The sequence below is a fragment of the Vibrio sp. R11-SG3-ISO9 genome, assembly GCF_059834255.1.
Window position 1 is genome coordinate 1 of record NZ_JCBDGU010000020.1, and the last position, 22212, is coordinate 22212.

The following is a 22212-nucleotide window of genomic DNA, read 5'->3' on the forward strand; positions in this document are numbered from 1 at the left end:
AGATTCAAGGTATCGATATTCAGATTGACTCACGCAACGTCCCGTTCCTAACCAGTGATCCTTATGTTCTCGCGAGTATTGAGTATCAAAGTGACCCGAGTTGGAGTCAGTTAGTACCCTTTTATGAGCTACACAAGCAAAAATGGGAAGAGACCGGAATCATCAGCGCGTACGCCGAAGACGCAATGAGCAAAAACCCTTGGTTTGCTTATAACAATATCTACTATTACGGAAAGGCTTGGACAAGCGTCAGTCCTTCAGGAAAAACCATTGAAAACCCGCAAGTTCTTAGCAACAAAGTTGGATTTGGTTTCAGTGTTTTATTTGATGATGAGTTTAGCGATTTGTTGTACCAAGAGGTGTTGGGTAGCAGTCTAAAGTTTCGCAGTATACCAGCAGGTAAGTACTCAAATGGCGGGATAAACGCATCTTTAAACATCAACACTAACTCCCTCATTTTGGTAGGGCTTTGGTACAAGTCAAAAGGTCGTACTCCAATCCTAAATTAATACCTCCATCAAATAGTTACCTGTTCCACACTTCATTCAAAATTCATCAAATAAAATTTCCAATTTGGGCAGTTTATCCTACTGTTTGTATATGCGTGTAGTTGGATGGAACCTATATGTCTACAAAAACAATATGGAATAATTTGTCAGTCAAACATAAACTCTTCGGCTTAGTACTACTTCCTATCTCCTTGCTGTTGTTTCTCGCAGGTAGACAAGCGCTGTTCTTAACTGAGCAGTTACATGACTTTGAAAGAACAAATAAACTAGCGGTCTATTTACAAGATATATCAATACTTTATAGGAGTACGCTTGCTCCAGACCCAACCAGTTTTGTTGCTCAAAGTGCTCAAGCAAAAGAGGAGCTAAAAGCCCTCTCTCCGGTCATATTTCGTGAACAATCAACTGAGGTAAATCAGCTGCTTTCTGACTTTAGCGAAGCAACATTATCGACTATGGAAGCAACCGATAGCTTCGATAAGTTAGACGCCATCGAGTGGCAAAGTGACCTCTACAAGCAACTACTGCTATCCATCGAACGTGTACCCTTTGAAGTCACCAAACGCGAAATCCAGCAACACTTAAACGCTCTTCAACAGTTGGAGTGGCTCTCGTTTTGGTCCAACGAAGAATTTAAGTTGAGCGCTTCACTGCTGGACATTTTCCAAAACCAACAAGAGTACGACCCAGAATTAGCAGAGCAGATAAAAACACTCGGTGAAAGACAACTGTTGTTTTTGGAGCGCTTTATTACTCTCAACGCTAATGAAAACCAGGTTGCTCAGATGGTCGAAGTGTTTCGTAATGAGGTGTTCATTCAAAGCCAAGAGATCAGAAGTGCCCTATTCAGTGCAGAGTCTATAAACCAACTTTCATCTGACGAGATCAACACTGGTTTAGCTGCGATGAGTGCTAGGTTGAATCTTCTTCAAGAGTTATCAAACGTCATTAAACAAGAGTTCCAAAACGAAGTGGAACTTGCGATCAGTAATGCAGAGATGCAAAGAACACTGTTTATTGGTCTGGTTACTCTGCTCGCGGCTGTAGTCATGGGGCTAACGATCAGCCTAGCGCGTCAAGTGACGAATAATCTGGGATTAATCTTAAAATTCCTGAAAAGTGAAGACGGACGTCAACGTCCATCGCTGTCAAAATTGGTTCAAGGTAAAGATGAATTGAGTCTCTTCGCGCAGCAAGTAGAAAGGTTAACCATCGAAAGGGAGCACGCCAAAGAGCGCCTAACATTAGCCAAAGAAGATGCAGAGAAAGCGAAAGACAATGCGATTCAGGCGAGTAAAGCCAAAAGTAGCTTTTTGGCGAATATGTCTCACGAAATCCGAACGCCACTCAATGGGGTTATTGGTATTTCTGAGATTTTATCCGATACCCAACTCACACCAACGCAACGAGATTATGTTGATACCATTGATACATCGTCGCACCTACTGCTAAGCCTCATTAATGACATCCTCGACTTCTCGAAAATTGAGTCTGGTATGCTACTAATAAGCCCTCATTCTGCCTCAATCCGTGAATCGATTTATGATATTGCCTCAATTGTCGCGCCAAAGGCTAAAGAGCAAAAAATAGCGCTTAACGTCAACATTAGCCCGAATACGCCAAGTCGAGTCATGATTGATGATCACCGCTTGAGACAAGTACTCATGAACTTCATGTCTAACGCAGTGAAATTTACCACTGAAGGTGCAGTGACTCTATCGATTGATACCTTAGGCGACATTAACTCTGTAAATCAGAACACTCCTAACGCAGAAGAAAGTCATACTCATAGCGTTAAGGTTCGTTTCTCTGTACAAGATACAGGTATCGGTATCGATGAGAAGCAGCAGAAACAGATATTTGAACCATTTGCTCAAGAAGATGATTCCACCACTCGCCAGTTCGGTGGTACGGGCCTCGGTCTAGCGATAAGTACTCAGTTAGTGGAATTAATGGGCGGGAAAATCCAGTTAGATTCAGTGAAAGGAAAAGGAAGTTGCTTCTACTTTGACCTTGAGTTGCCGGTCGATGTGAATGAAGCCAAAGCGAGCACTGTCACTTCAAATATTATTTTAATCAGCAACAACCAGCACCTAACACAGCGCATCGAGCAAGATTTAGAGTTTTATTCACTCACGCTATCTAAAGCTTCAAACGCAGCAAGCGAGCTCCCTGCTCTACTGGAGACTGTCGATAAAGCTAAGCCAACAACCGTCATCTTCGCTGAAGACGAACAACTGCAAGCAAATGATCATAAAGCGATCTTAGATGATGCCAATGGACAAGGTGTGAAGGTTTGTCTAATTCGCTCCTTCTTGAGTGAACCCGTTGACCTAGGCCCAAGTATCACAGCCCAAGTATCACAACCGCTACTTGGTTTGAGGTTCATAAAAGCACTTGAGCATTGTGATAGCCAAGGACAAGCTGAGCGTTCTGAGAACCAAACTTTGAAACAGTGTGCGTCACAGGTGATCTTGATCGTTGAAGACAACAAGATAAATCAAAAGATCGCAGGTTTACACGTTGGTAAAAGTGGCTACACCTTCAAGTTTGCCAATAATGGGCAAGAAGCAGTGGATATGTACACAGCGAACCCTCATTACGCCGCTATTTTAATGGACTGTATGATGCCGGTTATGGATGGCTTTGAAGCAACCGCAAATATACGCCGAATAGAACAAGAGATTAACTCTCCACGCCGTATACCTATCATCGCACTCACCGCCAGTGTTATTGATGATGACATCCAAAGATGTTTCGACGTCGGCATGGATGACTACATCCCTAAGCCGTTTAAATTCGAGATGTTAAAAGAGAAGGTCATCTCTGCCGTTGAGGCAAGTGCTCCTATCCCGCTAACGCAGCAACTCCAATCTGAAACAAATATTGCGACAGTAACGCCAATCAATAGTGTCAAAGAATCGGAGAAAAAAGAGAATGAGCAAACTTCAGTGCCAAACGCTTCAACACCGCAGCCAACGTTTACACCAAAAGAAGAGGTAGAGAACATTGTCGCCAAATCAGAAAGAATTCTGTTAGTTGAAGATAATCGCGTAAATCAGAAAGTAGCATCGGTGATGCTCAAAAAGGCCGGTTACTCTTACGAGATCGCAGACAATGGGCAAATAGCGGTCGACATGTACCGTAAAGACAATAGCTACGACGTAATTTTGATGGATTGTATGATGCCAGTAAAAGATGGTTTCACCGCAACTCGAGAAATTCGAGAACATGAACAAAGTTTCGGTCTCAATAAAACGCCAATCATCGCATTGACCGCAAGTGTCATCGATGACGATATCCAAAAGTGTTACGACTCAGGTATGGATGGCTACGTAGCCAAACCAGTTCGAAAGGATAAATTGTTCCACCAGATTGAAAGTGCTACGAGCTAGGAGAGCCCAATGAACTGGAGAAATACACTAATTCAATTACAACGCCAAGCCGTGAAACCTGCGGCTCTTGGGTTATTTGGTTGTCTCCTACTGATTAACCCCGCACATGCGGTTGGCGAATACGCTATCTTTTCTCTCGACTCTGAGTTTCAAGAGATAACAATTAACAAGGCAAGAAAGCTGTACAGAGGAAAAACTAAACGCTTAAACGGTAAACGAGTTGAGCTGTCTGATTGGCCTGCCAATACCAATGAAAGACAGGATTTCTATCAACTTCTACTAGGAAAAAATACCGCACAGATGAATGCACATTGGGCAAGTCTCTCGTTCTCGGGGAAAGCAAGACATCCAAAAGAGATTAAAGCCCCAAACCCAGAGAATCTAATTAATTGGCTAAATGATAAACCTAACCGTATCGGCTACGCACCATTAGATTCCATCCCTCAAGATGCCAATGTGCTCTATGTAATTAGCGCGGAGAAATAACGATGAAAAGAATTGTAACGTCAGTATTAGGTTGTGCTCTCGCTTCTCCTGCTTTTGCAGTCATAGAGCTAACAGACAGCTTATCTTTAAGCGGCTTTGGCTCAACATCATGGGCAAGGTCAGATAACGATACGCTTTTAATGATCAATCGCGGCTTTGAAGACGAGAACTGCTACGACTGTGACACCACCTTTGGTCTGCAACTCGACTACTACCTCAGTGCGTTGAGAGCATCGGTTCAAGTAGTGAAAAGACCTCAGGACGATTGGAATGACCCAGCATTGGAATGGGCTTACATCGGCTACGAATACAACGACTTTGACTTCAGTGTTGGCCGCCTTCGCTTGCCCCTTTTTCTTGCATCGGAATACTATTATGTCGGCCAAGCTTATATGACAGCAAGGCCACCTACAGAGGTTTACAACAGTATTCTCGGTATCACTGCCTTTAACGGTGCGAAGGTCTCTTGGAACTATGAGTTGACCGATGAAGCCAGCCTACAGTTAACCCCGTTTTACGGTATAAAAGATGAAAATGAGGTTGAATTCAACAGCACAACCGATATCAAATTTACAACCAATCGGATGTTTGGCGTCAACATGGTGATTAGCGGTGACAATTACCGCTGGAACGCCGCTTTCCTTGATTCGAACTTCGACCAACAGTTAACGATAGCAAGCTTCGGAACCCTACCTACTGAAGACAACCAACACATTCAGATGTGGTCGTTGGGAACAGAATATGAATTTGGTAGTGCCGTCGTTGCCGCAGAAGCACAAACCAATGACTTTTCGTCGTCATTCTATACCAGTTTTGGCTACCACTTAGGCTTGTTTACCCCTTATGCGGTCTATGGTGCGCAGTTTAATGACCATGAACACTTGTCTGGAAATAGCTATACCTTAGGCGTGGACTACGATGTGCTACCAAATGTATCGTTAAACGGAGAAGTACAATACTTTGAGGCACGCAGAGGTACCGGAGCCTTTATCGATAGTCCAACTGACGATAATGCGATGCTCTACACCATCATGCTTAATTTCGTTTTCTAGACTATCTCATCGACAGATACCAAAAGAGCTCAACTTGGTTGAGCTCTTTTGGTTACTAACTAGGATTAACTCGCTTCTCTTTCAGTTGTTTAATCACATAATCTGGAGCGACTTTCCCTAACTCAGACAAACACTGATCACTCTTCTGATGTCCGTATCGCACATAGATGTCACACACCGCATACAACTGCTCTGGCGCACCAGAGATCATGTACGCTTTTTCGAATGATTCTGTCGATTTATCTATGCTTAAAGGTTCTTGTAGAACACCATTAAGGTACCAGTAGTAACTGTTATCTTTTGCTAGGTGTGCTGCTTTCTCTATTTCAGCAGCCGCTGCGCTTTTGTCTTCTAAACGCACTAGAGTGAGCGATTTTGAGTAGTGCAGAGCTGCATTGTCAGGCATTTTTTCAAGGCCGCGATCCAGTATGCTCACTGCTTCTTTGTCTCTCCCTTGAGCTCGGTAGTTATCTGCAAAGCTTAACCATACTTGTGGATCTTCAGATCGTGTTTTCACAAGTTCAAGATAGATAGTCTCTGCCTTATCTGGATGCGCGTACCAACGCAGCACATCAGCTAATAGTAACTGATACTCCTGTGTTGGCTGTTGTTCCAGGAACTCAATCAGGGATGTTACTGGCTCATCCAATTGCGCTTTCTGGTCCGCATTCATCACACCGTAATCACGGACAAGGTTTGAAGCGGCGCTGTGTTTAACCATTTCTGATTCATCATTGAGTAGCGGTGATACGAGAGTCCAACGATGCTCGAAAGGATATGGCGCAGCACCAATCACTGCCGCTTCTCGCACTTCAGAGTTTGAATCTTTCAATCCTCGCGCGACCGCGACAAGCGCATTTTGGCTTGGATAGGCGCCTAACGCTCGCAGTGCGCCTGTGCGATTCTGTATTGATTGTGATTGGTCTTGCGCCATGTACGAAAGCTGTTGAATGCGTTGCTGTGGATCACTAGAAAGCTCCCCTTCGACATGTTGCTCTGCTGGTGTTTGTAAAACCGAGCCACTTTGAGCGGGACTTAAGTCATTGCTCGCTGCAAAACCTGACGTTGACAGCATTAAAGCAATCATGGTCGCTAAATTTCTTTTAATCATCATAAGTGCCTCGTTCCAATTAAAACTTAGTTTCGAATGTCGGTTGCTGACGACGTTTTGCTATCAATACTGCATCACTATATTTTCCGTGTGCTACGGGATGTCCCATCGCTCTCAGAATGTAAGCCATCGACTTATCGACATGAGAAAAGAACTTATGCCACCCGGCACACAGATAATTTAAGCCTGATTCTCCATCTCGAGTTTTTATGAAACGGTTTTTTGGACACTCACCATGACAAGCAAACTTATAATCACACTGTTGACATTGGCTTGTCAGAGTTTTCGATTTAGCAAAACCAAATGTTTGTTGAGACGGGCTGTACGCCATTTGATCCAGTTTCTGATGGTGGATGTTACCCACTTTGTATTCTGGGTACACATAATGGTCACAAGCAAACACATCACCATTTGGCTCCATAGCCAAGCCTTTGCCACATAGCTCATTTAGGGTACATAACGGATTTGGACGCCCCATCCAAGTTTCGACGCTCGCCTCAAAATACTGCACGAAGACTTTACCAATATCGTTTCTTGCCCATTCATCGAACACAGCGATGAGGAAGTTGCCCCACGCTAAATCAGATACACACCACGACTCCATCACCGAATCTTTATGCCCAGGAATAAGTCGCTTATCGCCTTGCACAAGCTGGGCATCGAACTCAGAAGTTTGAGGTGCGACAGTGCGGAACGTCTTCTGCTCTACGATAGGAATAAACTGCATCTGGGGCGATTTAACAACATCGCGCAAGAATCGGTACACTTCTAGCGGGTTCTGGCTAGTAAGATTATTCACACAGGTTAGTGTCGCGAATTTCACTTGGTGTTTATGTAGCAGGTCGACCGCCGCCATCACCTGCTTAAAGGTGCCGCGCCCCGCTTTATTGGTTCGATAGGTATTGTGTAGTAATTCTGGGCCGTCAATGCTCAAACCAATTAGGAAGTTGTTCTCAGCTAAGAACTGGCACCACTCATCATTCAACAGAGTGCCATTGGTTTGGAGGTCGTTAGATATCACTACGCCTTGGGGTTGGTACTTTTTTTGTAGACCTACAATCTTTTGAAAGTACTCAAGACCGAGCATGGTTGGCTCACCGCCTTGCCACGAGAAAATAATCTCAGGTGTGTTTTGGCCTTCAATATATTGGCGAATATAGGTTTCTAGTGTTTCATCGTCCATCTTTGGAGAACAACCTTTCTTGTACTCCAATAAATCCTGCTTACTTAGGTAATAACAGTACGTGCAATCGATGTTGCATGCCGCACCAATTGGTTTCGCCATAACGTGTAATCGTTTTGAAGCCTTACCGTTATATTGAGGACCTTGAGTAATATGCATGATTCATGTACCTATTTTTAGTGTCTGCACTAATCATAAAACGCCTTGCTATCAGTAGCTTGTTATACCCTTTATAACCAATTGGAATAGCCGAAATGGGTAAAATTACGCCACTCCTATTCGATAGAGGCTTCCTAATGAAGAGCTTGAATTACAAATACTTAACGACTGCTGGCAGCATATTACTTACTTTGATGGTTTCAGGTTGTGCGACAACACCTGAGCACCCTATTGCCCAACGTATCAATCAAGACATGGTACTCGTCGAAGGCGGCAGCTTTAGCATGGGTTCCGACGCAAACTCAGCAAAAAAAGCAGAGACACCCGCACGTGAAGTGACCGTAAACAGCTTCTATATTTCTAAGTTTGAGGTAACCCAAGAGATCTTTGAATCTGTAATGGGTTCATCGATGAGCTACTTCCCTAACCCACAAGTACCAGTGAACAATCTAAGCTGGCAACAAGCCGTCTATTTTGTTGACCAACTCAACGAATTAACGGGTGAGAATTACCGCCTACCAACGGAAGCAGAATGGGAGTTTGCAGCCAAAGGTGGTAATAAAAGTGAGGGATATATCTATAGTGGTTCCAATAACTTAGACGACGTAGCTTGGTACTCTAAAAACTCAAAAAATAGTGCCCATCCGGTAGGCTTAAAGCAGCCCAATGAACTAGGCTTATATGACATGACGGGAAACGTTGGCGAGTTTGTTATTGATGCGTTCGACGACACTTATTACCGATACGCACCTTCCGACAATCCGAACAATGCTAAACACAGTGACATTGGTTTATCACACAAGTCAGTCCGAGGCGGCAGTTTTGCCTACGACAGTGATGAATCGGAAAGCTACAGACGCGATTTCGCAAGTCAGTCAATCACCATGTCTGACATGGGACTACGCCTCGTTAAAGACAAATAAACTCATTTGAGCCTAGTGACTCATCCGTCATGACATAACTGATGGTTATGAAGCAATGAAGATCCTTTGATTTACCGCTGCTTTTAACCATCTTTACAACGTCAGTTAAAATAACAATTCTCAAGGGTATGCTATGCAATACGCGAAACTGTCTGGACTCGCCCTAGCGCTTGTCTGTTCTTTACCTACGCTTGCTTCTGAAAACAAACCCAATTTAGTACTTCAAATCACCGTAGATGGTCTTCGTGCGGATCTTCTAGAAAGATACCAACATAACTTTGGCGAAGGTGGCTTTCGCTACCTAATGGAAGATGGCACCTACTACACCAACGCACATTACCAACATGGCAATACTGAGACCATTGTTGGTCACGTCTCTTTAGCAACAGGCGCTCCGCCTAGCGTTCATGGCATGGTCGGCAACGTTTGGTACGACCGCAGTCAAGAGCGTTTGGTCTACAACGTTGAGGACTCAAACTACAACATGTTGACCTCTGGCGCTGGCGTGGATAAAGCGACAGAAATCGACCCAACGCAAAAAGCGGCAGGTGGTGATGGTCGTTCTCCAGAGCCGATCCTCTCTACCACTTTCAGTGACGAACTGACTATTTCAAACAGTGGTCAGTCCAAGATATTTGCAGTATCCGTTAAAGACCGTGGTGCGATTTCTCTCGCTGGTCATAGTGGCAAAGCATTCTGGTTTTCCAAGGCACAATCTGAGTTTGTTACCAGTAATTATTACTATGATGAGTACCCAGCTTGGGTTGAACGATGGAATGAAAAAGCCATCCCTAGCCAATACTCCAAGCAGAAGTGGGAGTTATCGCTACCTAGAGAGGCTTACACCCTAGAAGAGCATAACCCAGACCATAAAGTAGAGTTAGCAGGTTTCCAACGCACCTTCCCACACCCTTATGGACCTGCTAGTTACAAGTACTACAGCACTATGTTAACCGTCAGCCCTGCTGGTGATGAGATTACTGAGGACTTTGCCAGCACCCTATTGATGCAAGAGAAGCTGGGGCAAGGGAAAGCGACTGATTACCTATCAGTCAGCTTTTCATCAAACGATTATGTTATCCACCTTTATGGCCCTGAGAGTCTAGAAGCTGAGGATAACCTGATTCGATTAGACAAGACGCTTGCGAAGCTATTTAAGAACATCGATAACCATGTAGGATTGGAAAATACCCTAATCGTACTCTCGGCAGACCACGGGGTTCCGGAATCTTCACCTGCGGCGAACGTACTCGGCTTTACCCAAGCGCAGTATTTTAATAAAGACTCTCTTCTTTCAGCGGGTGTTGAAAAACGCCTTAAAGATGAGTTCGGTTTAAGTAAAGATGCGATTCGTCTCTATGCTCAACCATACGTATACCTAAACCATGAACTCTTAATAGAGAAAAAAGTAGATTTAGCGGCCGTACAAGCAGCAATAGCGGATGAGGTATCAAAAGTCGAAGGTGTGGCTTATGCCGTATCGAGCACTGATATTGCAGCCAATCGCGTACCAGATACACACATCATGAACCTGATAAAGAACAACTATCACCCGGCACGCTCTGGTGATGTCTATATTGTGTTTGCGCCTCGCAGTTATATTAACGATATGGAAGGGTTACAGATCGCGTCTACTCATGGCTCACCTTGGCGCTACGATACTCACGTGCCGGTGATCTTTGCAGGTTACGATGTGGAAGGTCAGAAAGTATCGCGCAGTATCACTCCATACGACATCGCTCCGACACTATCAAACAAACTTGGAATTACTCAACCGAGTGGCTCAATCGGAGAAGTTCTAAAAGAAGTTACTAATTAGAAGATATTACGGCTAATACTCAGTTTGATAACCAAAAGTAAGAGTCGATTATCTGCGGACGTTTGCGCCACATAGATAATCGACTCTTTGTTTAACTCTTATTTGGCAACCATGAATTAATGCTTACCTGAATAGCGAAATGCTTCTTCCGTTAACTTATCTAACTGGTCATCATTCATCTTATTGTGTACCACAGTGATACGACCTAGATAAATGAGTGGTACTTCTGACTCACGCTTTTCGAGGTGAAACTTTATTGCTTCAGCCGTCGCAACACCGAGATCATCACTCATACGCATTGGCGTAGCATCTAACTCGTCTGAACGAATCTTCTCAATCTCTTTGGCTGTTCCACCCCAACCCGTTAGATAGATGTTTGGCAATTTTCCAGCTTCATTCAGAGCATCAATCGCCCCGATTGTCATTGCGGTATTGGCATTATGTACCATGGTCACTTCTGGGAAGTTTCCTAGTACTAATCGAATCCCATCGGCACCACCAATTTTCTGATATTGACCAAAGTGCTCGTAAACTGTCAGCCAATTGCCCTTCTCTTCTACGCAGTCAATAAAGCCTTGAGAACGCTGTGTGTCGGTAATTCCCGGTATTCCTCGATTTGCAGAAAACTCCACATCTTCTCCAAGCTCCTTCACGACATGATCGCACAACACTTCCGCCCCCATTGCGCTTGAAAAGTCGAACCAGCTGTCTGGCTGATGCTCCCATTTTTCATTTGGTGTGTGGAATGCCCAAATAAAGGTTTTGAATTCATCGGATGCAGACAGTTTTTGAATGTTCTCGGCTTGAAAACCTAGTTCTGACGGACCAAAAATCACAAAGTCATAAGGCGTATCAGAGCTCAGAACTTGATCGATGTATTGAGTTTGCAGCGAGTGCTCGATCTGTTTAGAAGTGAATTGTTCGATTTCAAATGGCAGATCCAATGCAACCAGTCGCTCTTTCAATGCCACGTAGTTTCGTATCCAAAAGTCAGAAATATCTGCACTTGGGTAAATTAATGCAATTCGAACCGGTTTTTCCACCGTCATTGGTGCTAAAGCAACAGGTTTTCCACTGACAGTTTCTTGAAATTTATGAAGTTTCTTAACGTCTGATTCAGACCTAACCCCGTCAGCCTGAATGGAAGAAGAGAGCGTAGAACAAGCAATAATTAAGACCGATAAAATGTTTTTATAAATCTGACCCGGCATAAATGTTACCAAAAGTTTGAATGTTTATTGACAATATTATAAATATATAGCCGTTATCGTTTAAAGCCTTTTATAAACATCATGAATAAAATGTTAATTTTTGTGAGTTGGCTGCTTGTTGGTACCTGGGTGACTCCCAGTTTGGCAGACAATGAACAGCAATTCTTCGAATATGCGAAAGAGAAAGTGATACGAGCAGTATCAAGCCAACAACATTGGGATGGACCCACTCAAGGCCCAAGGATTCGCCACGAGAAAAATGTCATCTTTGTTGCCTCTGATCTTCGCAACGGAGGCGTTTATGGTGTTGGTCGAGGTATCTCTGAAGCCATTTCGAACATCAATTGGCATCTTAGATTCATTGACGGCTTAGGCTCAAAAGTGCGTCAAGGCGCAGCAATCAGGAAGGCTATCAGCTTCAAGCCCGACGCGATTGTATTAGGCGGTATTGATGCAGTTCGACATAAACACATTCTTAAACAAGCTGAGGACCTTGGCATTGTTGTTATTGGATGGCACGCGACTGAATTTGTCGGTGGCAACCCAGAAATCGGTCTATATACCAACATTACAACCGATCCTCTTGCTGTTGCAGAAGTTGCAGCGCTTTTAGCGATAGTCAATTCTAATGGCCAAGCTAAAACAGTGGTCTTTACCGACCCTAACTATGAGATTGCGATGATCAAAGCTAATGCGATGGTCGACACAATTAAGCGTTGTACAACATGTGATGTTCTTGAACTTCACTATTTGCCGCTAGACAAAATTGCGGAGCAGATGCCTGCTACGCTACAAACTCTCGATAAGAAATACGGTCAAGAAATCACCCACCTTTTAGCAATTAATGACCTTTACATTGATTATGCGATCCCTTCTTTAGAGACCAACGTCGAACAACTGAGAGTCATCCCTAACAACATTTCAGCTGGTGATGGCAGCAAAGCAGCTTATAAACGTATTAACAGCGGTCAATTCCAACTGGCCACGGTTCCTGAGCCTTTATATTTACAAGGTTGGCAGATAGTTGATGAGCTAAATCGCGCATTCAATGGCATGCCACCGAGTGGGTATTCAGCTCCAGTGCATCTCGTCACTCCAGACAATGTTGACGAACTTATCGGCCAAGAAGATAAAGGGGTCTACGACCCTCAAAATGGCTACCGTGAAGCCTATCTGAAGATTTGGAAGCGTTAATGAAATTACATCAGATAAACATCACTCAAAGACTCATCTTGTCCAACCTTGTATCGCTGCTGATTGTAAGTTTAGCGGTGATCGTTGTGATTCGATCGCTCTACTACGTTGAGTCGACATTGAAAACAGAAACTTCAACGCATGTTTCAGAGCTCATTGTTAACTCTGAAATAAGCCGTCGTGTATTTGCACTAACTTCAAGAGTGAAATTGCTCGAACAAACCTTTTTGTTCAGTGAAAGTACGCTTTCAGAAGAAGCATTCAACGTGGATTTACAGCTACAAAAGCTTAGAGATTTATCGACCAATGAAGGTTTTTCTCAAAAGATCGACGCATTCATTGATAATTTTCATCGTTTTCTAGGTAGCTCGCTGGCGCTCAATCGAATCCTTAAACAGACCAATCAAATTGATGTCACTTTATCTGAGCAACTTGATCAGCTCGAATTCGCCATAGCAGACAGTCGACTTAGGCTCATAGAGCAACCTAACTTGATCAACTACGATAATGAGCTCGACCTGTTCAATATGTTAAGAGAGTCTTTTCTAACATCAGGAAAAATGATTGGCGACATCCATAGCCGCATAACGCCAGAAACGGAAAAGGTGCTGATCATTGCCGTCGAAAAAGAACTCGATATCTTTCTACTTCACTTAGAAAACGTTGATATCAAAACAGCTGCTGTCATTGCAGAAAAAGAGAAAATTAGCAAAACCGTAAAACGGTACAACGCAGCCCTTAAACGCATTAGAGCTAACTTAGAGCAACGCTGGATCGTAATGGCATCTCTATTGGAAGCTCAAAGTGATCTGCTAGATATGGTAGAAAACACAGAGTCGCGTGTTCAAGGGCAAGCTTTAGCACTGACCGACAAGTTAGAAAAAGAGATCGCAAATTCAAGGTTCAACGCGATTATCATCAGCTTATTTGCGGTCTTACTATCCATGCTATTGGTAAACTACGTTGTCAGACACCACATCAGACAACCACTGAATGCCTTGAAACAAGGCTTTGATCGTCTGGAATCGGAAAGCCTCAGAAAGCCAATCAACTTGGGGCGTACTGATGAATGGTCACACCTTGAGAAAGCCTATAACGATATGTCATTGCGTCTGTCAGAGGCTTATTTAGACCTAACAGAAGAGAAAAAGAACTTCGACTTTCTCGCACACCACGATCCACTGACTTGTTTAGCAAACCGTTTGTTAGCGACCAAGCTGTTAGATAGAGAGATCCAGCAGTCTATCGATAACAATTCGCCTTTCTTGCTGTTTTATCTTGATATCGATGAGTTCAAAACCATTAATGATTCACTCGGTCATGCACCCGGTGACAACTTATTAGTGAGTGTTTCAGACATTTTAACCAACATCGTTGGCGATCAAGGCTTCGTTGCTCGAATGGGCGGAGATGAGTTCTTAGTGGTATACCCGAACATGAGATTAGAAGAGAGCGAACCGATCGCTAAGCGTCTCAATCATGCATTGAGACGACCATATTACATCGGTAGCAACTCTATCTTCGTTTCTGCGAGTATTGGCGTATGTGAGTACCCTACTCACGGTGCTGATCGCGAAACCCTAATTCGAAACGCAGATACTGCAATGTATCACGCAAAACGAAATGGTCGAGATCAATACCGAGTCTATGCAGATAAAATGACCCACGAAGCTCACGACCTTATTGAAACCAATATGGGTCTACGCCATGCGATCGCTAATGACGAACTGGAAGTGTTCTTCCAACCTAAGGTAGACCTTAATACTCAAGAGATTATTGGTGCCGAGGCATTGGTTCGTTGGCAGCACCCGAAGCTTGGTTTGCTTCCGCCTGTTGATTTCCTAGAAGTTGCCGAAAAGAGCGACCTGATTATCGATATTGATAAATGGGTGTTCAAAAAAGTAGCGTGCCTGATTACTGAATGGCAACGTGACGGCATTGACCTTGAAGGTGTCACTTTCTCAATCAACTTCTCTGCAAGAATGTTCTATAGAACAGACCTTGCAGAACAGTTGCAAGAGATCCTTGATCAAACGGACTGTAAGCCTCATCAGTTGTTATTAGAAATAACTGAGCGTGACATGATGCGTGATTTCGAAACCTGCTCAAGAACGATAGAGTTGCTGCACTCTAAAGGTTACAAGATCGCCATTGATGATTTTGGTACCGGATATTCATCGCTATCGGTATTGAAAAATCTATCTGCGGATTGCGTTAAGCTCGATCGAAGCTTTGTTGAGGACATCAACTCGTCGAAAGTTGATTATGAAATTACGTGCGCCATTCTCAAACTAGCGCAAATACTGAATTTCTCGGTGATTGCAGAAGGCTTAGAAACACAGTGCCATGTGCGCACACTGCGCCAAATCGGCTGTAAATACGCGCAAGGTTACTTCTTTGCACGCCCACTGCCTGTTGATGATTGGCTAACTTACTTCCTTCAAAACCGAGAACTCGTTCCAAAGCAGGTTACGTTAGAGCAAGTCTAACGTAACCTCTTGTTCCTTAGCCGCTATACCCCAGACACAAACGTCTGGGGTCATCATTTTATTGCGACATGACTTCTTTAGCAGCCGCTTTCAATTTGCCTCGAAGCCATTTATGACTAGGCTCGTTAGTTCTACTCGGGTGCCAAATCATACACATATCTAAATCTTCTAGATCAAATGGCAGTGGCAAGGTCTTAAGTTTGTATTTATTACCAAAACAACGAACCGACGACATAGGCAACATACCGATGTAGTCGGAGTTCTCGATGACGGGCATCATTTCGACGACTCCAGCCGCGCGATACACAATACGACGTTTCTCTAACTCTTGAGAATCCTCTGCGCTCAATAAGCTTTTTCGGGCATGCCAACGAGAAACAACCACATGGTCATGGGTCAGAAACTCCTCAATATCCATGCTATCGCCAATCGTTGGGTGATCTTCACGACACACCACCACCAGTTCTTCTGTTGAAATCGTTTCGTGTTTCAACATGGTGCGCCCTCTCGGCGTCATGTCGACAATAAGATCATGTCTTTGCAAACGTAAGTCCGACTCATAATCTTCAGTAAACAGAGGGTGAATTTCTAAAGCAATATTGGGAGCAGTTTGGCTGATGAGATTCATCAGTTTAGGCATCAACTCATAACTCGCAGCCGACACGCAAGCGATCGAGAAGATTCGATTGGAGGTTTTAGGGTCAAAATCTCGCGATGCAGAGAGCGTTGAGGTAAAGTTTTTCAAAGCGGCCGACATTGCAGGATAGATGTCCGATGCAAAAGCGGTTGGTTCAACACCCGACGTAGTACGATGGAACAGAGGCTCGTCGTAGATATCTCTAAGCTTTGCTAGCGCCTTACTCACTGCCGGCTGGCTTATATCCATACGCGCTGCCGCTTTAGACAAGTTCTGTTCTTCGTAAATCGCGACAAAAATGGGAATCAGGTTCAGTTCAGTGCTTTTCATAGAGCTCCAATATAGCTAAACAGACTCCCCATGATGAAGAGTCTGCAAATGTACTTTTATAATCCTAGTTGATTCAGTGGCATAACACCGCGATACGGCACACGCTATCGAGATTTACGGTCCAAATCAGATAAGGCTTTAGGAAAATATTTTCGCCACCAAGGTAGCGGGCTTTGGCGACTGTTCGGATCATTATGGTTGTGGGTTTCAATCACCACCTTCCAAACTCGCTGCAAAATGTGAGTCTCTTGGCTGCCTTTTTGAAATGCAAAATTTGTCTCTGACCAATCTTCAGTATCCGAACACTTATCAAGCTCCAGCAGTGACGATTTACTTCTGAGCTCTCGATAAACAAATCCGCGAATCTTCGGCCAATTGCCCGCTTTTACAACTCGGCGGAATGCTAACCACCTTGGAGTCGGACGTGTCTGATAATAACGTCTTCCCGCTAACACTATAATCACCACAATCGCAATAAACAAAGCAGCGACAATCATGGCTGTTGAGTACGCTTTAACAAATGACTTTAGAGTGTGCTTCGCGCTAAATGACGTAGACTCCAATACAACCGTTTCTAATCGTTCGTCTTTAGTATTCCACCACTGAAAGGTCAACTCAGGTAGCGTGAAATCACCACCTTGTTGGATAACATACACCGACTCTTCAATTCGCTCTGAGCGGTAATCCCCACGCTCTTGCGTATCATCTAATTTATGCGGTTGAGGGTATGCCTGGTATTGAGCTGTAGATTCGTTCTCTAACAAGTTAGGCAGCAGTACAGATAAACTGTCTTGTGCCTTGATAGTAACGGTTCGAGTGATCGCATCACCAACCTTTAAATTCTCATTGGATTGTTGCCACCGCTGCTCAACATCAACACTGGTCGCACTAAACCAAGGAGTGTCATCGGTGAGTAAACCCGAAGGCAACTGTGTTTTGAATTTGATCGGTTGGGTATATAGGGTTCCACTCACTTTCTCACCATCGTCCGCGGATACTTGCACACGGACTGGCAGACGCGGTATCACATAGTCTCCACTCTTTTGCGGGTACAAAGTGATTTCCCAACGCTGTCTTGACCACGTTTCACCATTTTTACGTGCCGTGTAGTTAGTGGCGAGTGTATTCCTTTGCTTCGCAATAACATCCGCCATTTCTACGTTACCAATACGAGTACCGCCAGTGAACCAACGTGGCGTCGCAACCTCAATCGTTAATACGACCTGCTCATTAACACTGAAAGTTGGAACCTCCTTCTTAGATTCGCTCTCGTCGACTGTTGTTGGCTGCTCGCCTACCCAAGCAATTAACTCTACCTTTCCTGCCTTGTACAGGTCATTGATGTCGTTAGCTAAAACCGATTGAGATGTCATACTCATAATCAAAACAGCAGCAATAACTAATAGACTGCGGCAGTTTTTCAACGCGCTTTTCATTCTATGACGCAGAGATTTATTCATTGTTGCTCTCCTGCTCTACATCGATTTGTGGCTCTCGTAACTGAATCTGAAACTTCGCTTTTAAGAAGTACTTCGGATCCGCCTCGACTCTTTTCAACCATTTATCAGCCAGTTCTTGACTACCGAGTATTTCATTGGCGTTCAGGGTCTCTTTGAGCATCAGTTCTGCGACCGTTTCTTCTTCTGCACCATCTCCAGTTCTTGGTTTATCTTCATCAAGTTCAAATGACTCTTCAGGACCATCGGTCGTGCCTGCTTGGCTTTCACTCATGCGATTCACCTCTTCAACAATACCGTTGAATACTGAGAGGTTGTGCTCAACCTTTTCCGCAAGCTCGCTATCAAGATCTGGTTTCTCCAATAGTGACTTCAATAAATCACGAGCAGCTAAGTATTCTCTCTGACGCGCTAGCGCTGTCGCTGAGTAATAGACACCTAAATCTGTCTTGGCTTGTAGGAAGGCGCTATGAGCAAGCTTGAACTCACGGGCATAGTAGTAAGCGACACCTTTTCGCAGTGGATCTTGAAAATGCTTCGCCGCCTCAAGGTACTCTTGCTGATTAAGTAGACGTTGCCCTTGCTGATCGGGAGTTAACCATAAATCCCACCACCACTGAGAGGATTTGTCCCAAGCGGTGACTTCTTCAATTTGAACTGGCTTTTCCGCCGTCAATTTAACAGGTTCAGCCATCGTCGGGTTAGAGTAGAAAGAACCTGTCACCAGTACACCAACCATACACCATTGCACTAACCAGCCCTTTCGGAACCATAGCAACATAATGAGAGCAATAGGAAACAGTAACCCATAGCCCATGTCTTTCCACGGCATTGCTGATTCACCATTGAGCTGCATATTACGTTCAACCGCACGGTTTAGTGCTTGAATGTCGGCGTCATCGACCGTGACTTCAATAACACGTCCATTGGTCGCACTCGCCAGATCGTTCAGTGCGGCAAGATCGACGGGATTATCACTAACGATGTTGCGATTACCTGCTGCAAGAATTAAAAGTTGATAAGGTTTATCCTCAAAAAACGTTTCATACGCTTTTATTGTTGCTGGGTTAACACCATCTGTTACGAGCAAGACTGTCGAGCCCGGCTCCCCCCCTAATTGTTGGTCGATAAGCGGTAGCGCTGTCTCAGCTATTTTACCTTCAACCGGCATGATCTCGGGTGTAATCGCTGCCAAGAAAGGTTCGAACACTTTGCTGTCTTGCGTAACAGGCATTGCAACGTGAGCGCTACCGGAGTAGACAACTAACCCTGTATTACCACCATTTCTCGCAGCCAGTAAATCGCGAACCTTTTGCTTGGAGCGCTCCAATCGACTCGGTGGAAGATCTTTGAGCAACATGGTTTCACTGTTGTCCAGCACCACCAACATAGAGGCTTTATCTTCACCAAAAGGCGAAGCCTCCCTTTGCCATGTTGGACCTGCACAAATCAATATCGCGATAGCGACGATCACCATTAGTAGCTTCAGTGGTAACTGTTTACGCCAGCCTCGTTCTCCGATCGTGAGAGCGTTGCGCAGATGCTCAGGCAGCACATCTTTCCAACTAGGTTTCGTCTCTTCACGCCAACGTAGCCAAAGTAAGAAGAACATTGGAATGAAGGCGAGCAGCCACAATGGGCGAATAAAATGAAATTGAGTAAACACTTGCTGCAAAACGAGAGAATCAAACATTCTGTTCTCCTTGTTTTTGCTTCTGAACCAAAGGTTGCTTCGCTTTTCTCAAGAGGTTTCGACGACGCATGGTCGCTGCGCTGAAGGCGGTCAAATACATAACAACCACGATTGCCATTAAGTGATGATGAATCGTCTGTTTCGGACGATAAGTCGTGCTCTCATAGAGCTGAGGTTCTAGTTCACCGATTTCCGCATAAGCCTTTTGCAGTTCGTCTCGATTCAACGCCTCAAATGCGCTTCCTCCCGACTCCTCGGCTATACGACGAATGGTTTCCATATCTAGCGCCACTTCACCAACGGTTTGCGGATCACCCATTGCAATAACATGGATACGCACACCTTTCGCTTTAGCCACCTTAGCGGCATCAATTGGCTCAACAAAACTGCCAGTGTCATTACCATCCGTCAGCACGATCACCACTTTTTCTCTATCCTGCTCAGGCACTTGGTCACTCAAAGCATCGCGTTGATTATGGCTTTGTTCGAAAACTTTAATTGCAAGGCCAATCGCATCGCCCAAATGAGTACTCTGCCCTGCCATAGCAACATCCGTCTGGTTAAGCAGTTCTAGCCACACACTTTGGTCTGCAGTAAATGGCGTTTGAACGAACGCAGCATCACCAAACAAGATCAATCCTAGGCGGTCGCCTTCTCGCGTTTTCGCAAAATCGGATAGCACCTCTTTGGTTGCATCAAGACGCGAGATTCTTTCTCCGGCTTTCGAGGTAAAGTCCTCCTCCGCCATAGAGCCAGATAGATCGACAACTACCATAACGTCACGACCGAACTGTTCGCGAGTTTGCGGCTCTCCAAGAATGGTCGGTTTCGCCAACGCGCAAACGACCAAGATCCAGGTAACAATTAGGGTTACTCGCTGCCACCAGCTAGGTGTTAACTGACTCGCGCCCTCAGAAGGTGTCTCACCAACGGCGTCAACTAGGTCTCGAAAGAAAGGAACTTTAATCGCCATCTGCTTTGTTCGATACGCAGGAACAGCAAAGTAGACAAGAAACGGTAGCGGAAGTATCACTAACCAAAGTAGATGTTCAAATTCAAAACTAGGTGAAATTAGATCAAGCACGTGGCGTCTCCTGAGGTTTCTCTGAACCTCTGTATTGGTGCACTTTCACCCATGTGGTCGCCTTCTCTATAATTTCCACACGTTGTTCAAATGTCAGATAAACGCTTGGGTTAACTAAACTCTCCATCCAAATTTTAGAGGCGCTATCCTGAAATGTAGTGGATGTTTTTTTAGGTAGATAGTCATCTAGCGTAGCCAATGCACCTTCACCATGAATACTCGCATGACGAGCATTCAGATAACGAAGAACCGATTTCAGCACTTCAAAAACACGCTTAGCCGAGCCTTTATCCGAAGGATCTAACTGATCAAGCACGTCTAATGCTTCTTGACGATAGCGGTTGTGCCAACGATAACAAGCGTAGCGATAAGTAGCGTATGCAAGCGCCATGATTAGCGCGACACCTAAAACCTTCCAACCTATCGTTTGAGGTAGCCAACTGACGCTGTCAGGTACCGCGACATCTTGAATATCACGCAGTATGTAAGTACTAGGAGGAGTATGTTCGACTGACATTAGCGACCTCCCACTAGCTTTTGGAATTGAGACACATGTTGCCCCGAGGTATCTACTTCGATATACGGCAGATGCTTAATCGCCATTAACTTAGCTAACGACTGCTTCTGAAGCGCTGCTTTTTGTGCCAAGCTTTCGCTGGCCGCCGTCACTTTACTCTGGCTGTCGAGGTTGAGTTGGTATCGACCATCACCCACCACCCACTTTGCGTCCGCGAGTGTATTTGGAAGTGCTTGTTCTAGAGGGTCACTGACCATAATTGCCAAAACGTCATTGTGCTGTTGCAGCTGTTGCAAACGATCAAGATGATGCTCCTCACAGTCACGCCAATCACTAATAAAAATGAGAGTAGATTGCTTGAGCCCCATGCGTTTAATTCTCTCAATCCAACGACTGAACGTCACATCGTTATTATCATGTGAAGCCACATCTAAACTCTGGTTAGCCTTAACTAGATGCTTTAATTGGGAAAGCAGATCATTTTGGGAACGTTGCGCCTTACTGTGAAATAGCGCTTGATGTGATGCGATCAGGTAGCCAACGCGGTCGCCGTCTTTAAGCACTCGCCAACCACAAATTGCCGCAAGCTCCGCAGCAACCACGGACTTCATAACGGATTGAGAAGCAAAAAACATTGAACTGCGTTGGTCGACACAGATAATCACATTACGGTCTTTCTCTTCGGTATAGCTACGTACATGTGGCTTACCGGTACGCATCGTTACTTTCCAATCCAGATTTCGAATGTCGTCGCCTAATTGGTAATGCCTTAACTCTTCAAAGTTCAGACCGCGACCACGAAACAAGGAATTATGACGACCAGACAGCACACTGCCCGCCTTCAAGTGTGGCAATAAGGTAAACGACTCGGCTTGAGCCTGTAACCGAACGAGCTTTGCATAATCGCAGTACAGCCGAGGATCTAGCCCTTGTGACTGTGGCGCTTGAGTTGGCTTAGCCATA

Annotated in this window: 17 protein-coding genes; 8 read left to right on the plus strand and 9 right to left on the minus strand. The window is 44.6% G+C overall.

What is annotated here, in order from left to right; all coding sequences use genetic code 11:
• From AC6R05_RS06440 to AC6R05_RS06455, 4 genes are all read left to right on the plus strand, one after another.
• A partial coding sequence (locus AC6R05_RS06440) for a DUF3131 domain-containing protein (RefSeq protein WP_500646935.1) occupies positions 1–509 on the plus strand: 509 nt, incomplete at its 5' end.
• A 116-nt stretch (positions 510–625) separates the two neighbouring features.
• Complete coding sequence (locus tag AC6R05_RS06445) at positions 626–3904, plus strand: response regulator (RefSeq protein WP_500646936.1); 3279 nt, start codon at positions 626–628, stop codon at positions 3902–3904.
• Between the two features lie 9 nt (positions 3905–3913).
• A complete protein-coding gene (locus AC6R05_RS06450) occupies positions 3914–4390 on the plus strand; it encodes a hypothetical protein (protein WP_285464506.1) in 477 nt (158 codons plus the stop codon).
• A gap of 2 nt (positions 4391–4392) precedes the next feature.
• Complete coding sequence (locus AC6R05_RS06455; RefSeq protein ID WP_500646937.1) at positions 4393–5442, plus strand: sulfate ABC transporter permease; 1050 nt, start codon at positions 4393–4395, stop codon at positions 5440–5442.
• Positions 5443–5497: 55 nt separating this feature from the next.
• Here the strand turns inward: AC6R05_RS06455 and AC6R05_RS06460 are convergent, their stop codons facing one another.
• Positions 5498–6553 carry a hypothetical protein gene (locus tag AC6R05_RS06460; RefSeq protein ID WP_500646957.1) on the minus strand — a complete coding sequence of 352 codons (1056 nt, stop codon included), beginning with the start codon at positions 6551–6553 and terminating at the stop codon, positions 5498–5500.
• A gap of 19 nt (positions 6554–6572) precedes the next feature.
• Entirely contained in the window at positions 6573–7895 is a 1323-nt protein-coding gene (locus AC6R05_RS06465; RefSeq protein ID WP_500646938.1) for an anaerobic sulfatase maturase, read from the minus strand.
• A gap of 137 nt (positions 7896–8032) precedes the next feature.
• Between AC6R05_RS06465 and AC6R05_RS06470 the strand changes: the two genes are divergently transcribed.
• Both AC6R05_RS06470 and AC6R05_RS06475 read left to right on the plus strand, forming a co-directional pair.
• On the plus strand, positions 8033–8818 hold the full coding sequence (locus tag AC6R05_RS06470; protein ID WP_500646958.1) for a formylglycine-generating enzyme family protein: 786 nt from the start codon (positions 8033–8035) through the stop codon (positions 8816–8818).
• Positions 8819–8951: 133 nt separating this feature from the next.
• Complete coding sequence (locus tag AC6R05_RS06475) at positions 8952–10637, plus strand: alkaline phosphatase family protein (RefSeq protein ID WP_500646939.1); 1686 nt, start codon at positions 8952–8954, stop codon at positions 10635–10637.
• A 116-nt stretch (positions 10638–10753) separates the two neighbouring features.
• Here AC6R05_RS06475 and AC6R05_RS06480 read toward each other — a convergent pair whose 3' ends face one another.
• Positions 10754–11848 carry a substrate-binding domain-containing protein gene (locus AC6R05_RS06480; protein ID WP_500646940.1) on the minus strand — a complete coding sequence of 365 codons (1095 nt, stop codon included), beginning with the start codon at positions 11846–11848 and terminating at the stop codon, positions 10754–10756.
• 81 nt (positions 11849–11929) lie between these two features.
• Between AC6R05_RS06480 and AC6R05_RS06485 the strand changes: the two genes are divergently transcribed.
• Both AC6R05_RS06485 and AC6R05_RS06490 read left to right on the plus strand, forming a co-directional pair.
• A complete protein-coding gene (locus AC6R05_RS06485) occupies positions 11930–13042 on the plus strand; it encodes a substrate-binding domain-containing protein (protein WP_152470501.1) in 1113 nt (370 codons plus the stop codon).
• Positions 13042–15531 (plus strand): putative bifunctional diguanylate cyclase/phosphodiesterase, encoded by a 2490-nt coding sequence (locus tag AC6R05_RS06490; protein WP_500646941.1) that lies wholly within the window; start codon positions 13042–13044, stop codon positions 15529–15531. Before AC6R05_RS06485 ends, AC6R05_RS06490 begins: the two co-directional genes overlap by 1 nt.
• A gap of 58 nt (positions 15532–15589) precedes the next feature.
• On the opposite strand, the gene AC6R05_RS06495 is transcribed toward AC6R05_RS06490, so the two are convergent.
• The 6 genes from AC6R05_RS06495 to AC6R05_RS06520 form a co-directional block, all read right to left on the minus strand.
• Positions 15590–16498, minus strand: a complete 909-nt coding sequence (locus tag AC6R05_RS06495; protein ID WP_150869483.1) for a LysR family transcriptional regulator — start codon at positions 16496–16498, stop codon at positions 15590–15592.
• A gap of 104 nt (positions 16499–16602) precedes the next feature.
• Entirely contained in the window at positions 16603–17958 is a 1356-nt protein-coding gene (locus AC6R05_RS06500; RefSeq protein WP_500646942.1) for a BatD family protein, read from the minus strand.
• The gene (locus AC6R05_RS06505) at positions 17951–19648 is read right to left on the minus strand and encodes a vWA domain-containing protein (protein WP_500646943.1); all 1698 of its coding nucleotides are present in this window, start codon (positions 19646–19648) and stop codon (positions 17951–17953) included. The genes AC6R05_RS06500 and AC6R05_RS06505 overlap by 8 nt, the downstream gene beginning before the upstream one ends.
• Entirely contained in the window at positions 19641–20732 is a 1092-nt protein-coding gene (locus AC6R05_RS06510; RefSeq protein WP_500646944.1) for a vWA domain-containing protein, read from the minus strand. The genes AC6R05_RS06505 and AC6R05_RS06510 overlap by 8 nt, the downstream gene beginning before the upstream one ends.
• A complete protein-coding gene (locus AC6R05_RS06515) occupies positions 20725–21249 on the minus strand; it encodes a DUF4381 domain-containing protein (protein ID WP_408695084.1) in 525 nt (174 codons plus the stop codon). The genes AC6R05_RS06510 and AC6R05_RS06515 overlap by 8 nt, the downstream gene beginning before the upstream one ends.
• Positions 21249–22211 carry a DUF58 domain-containing protein gene (locus AC6R05_RS06520; RefSeq protein ID WP_500646945.1) on the minus strand — a complete coding sequence of 321 codons (963 nt, stop codon included), beginning with the start codon at positions 22209–22211 and terminating at the stop codon, positions 21249–21251. The genes AC6R05_RS06515 and AC6R05_RS06520 overlap by 1 nt, the downstream gene beginning before the upstream one ends.
• Position 22212: the final 1 nt, after the last annotated feature.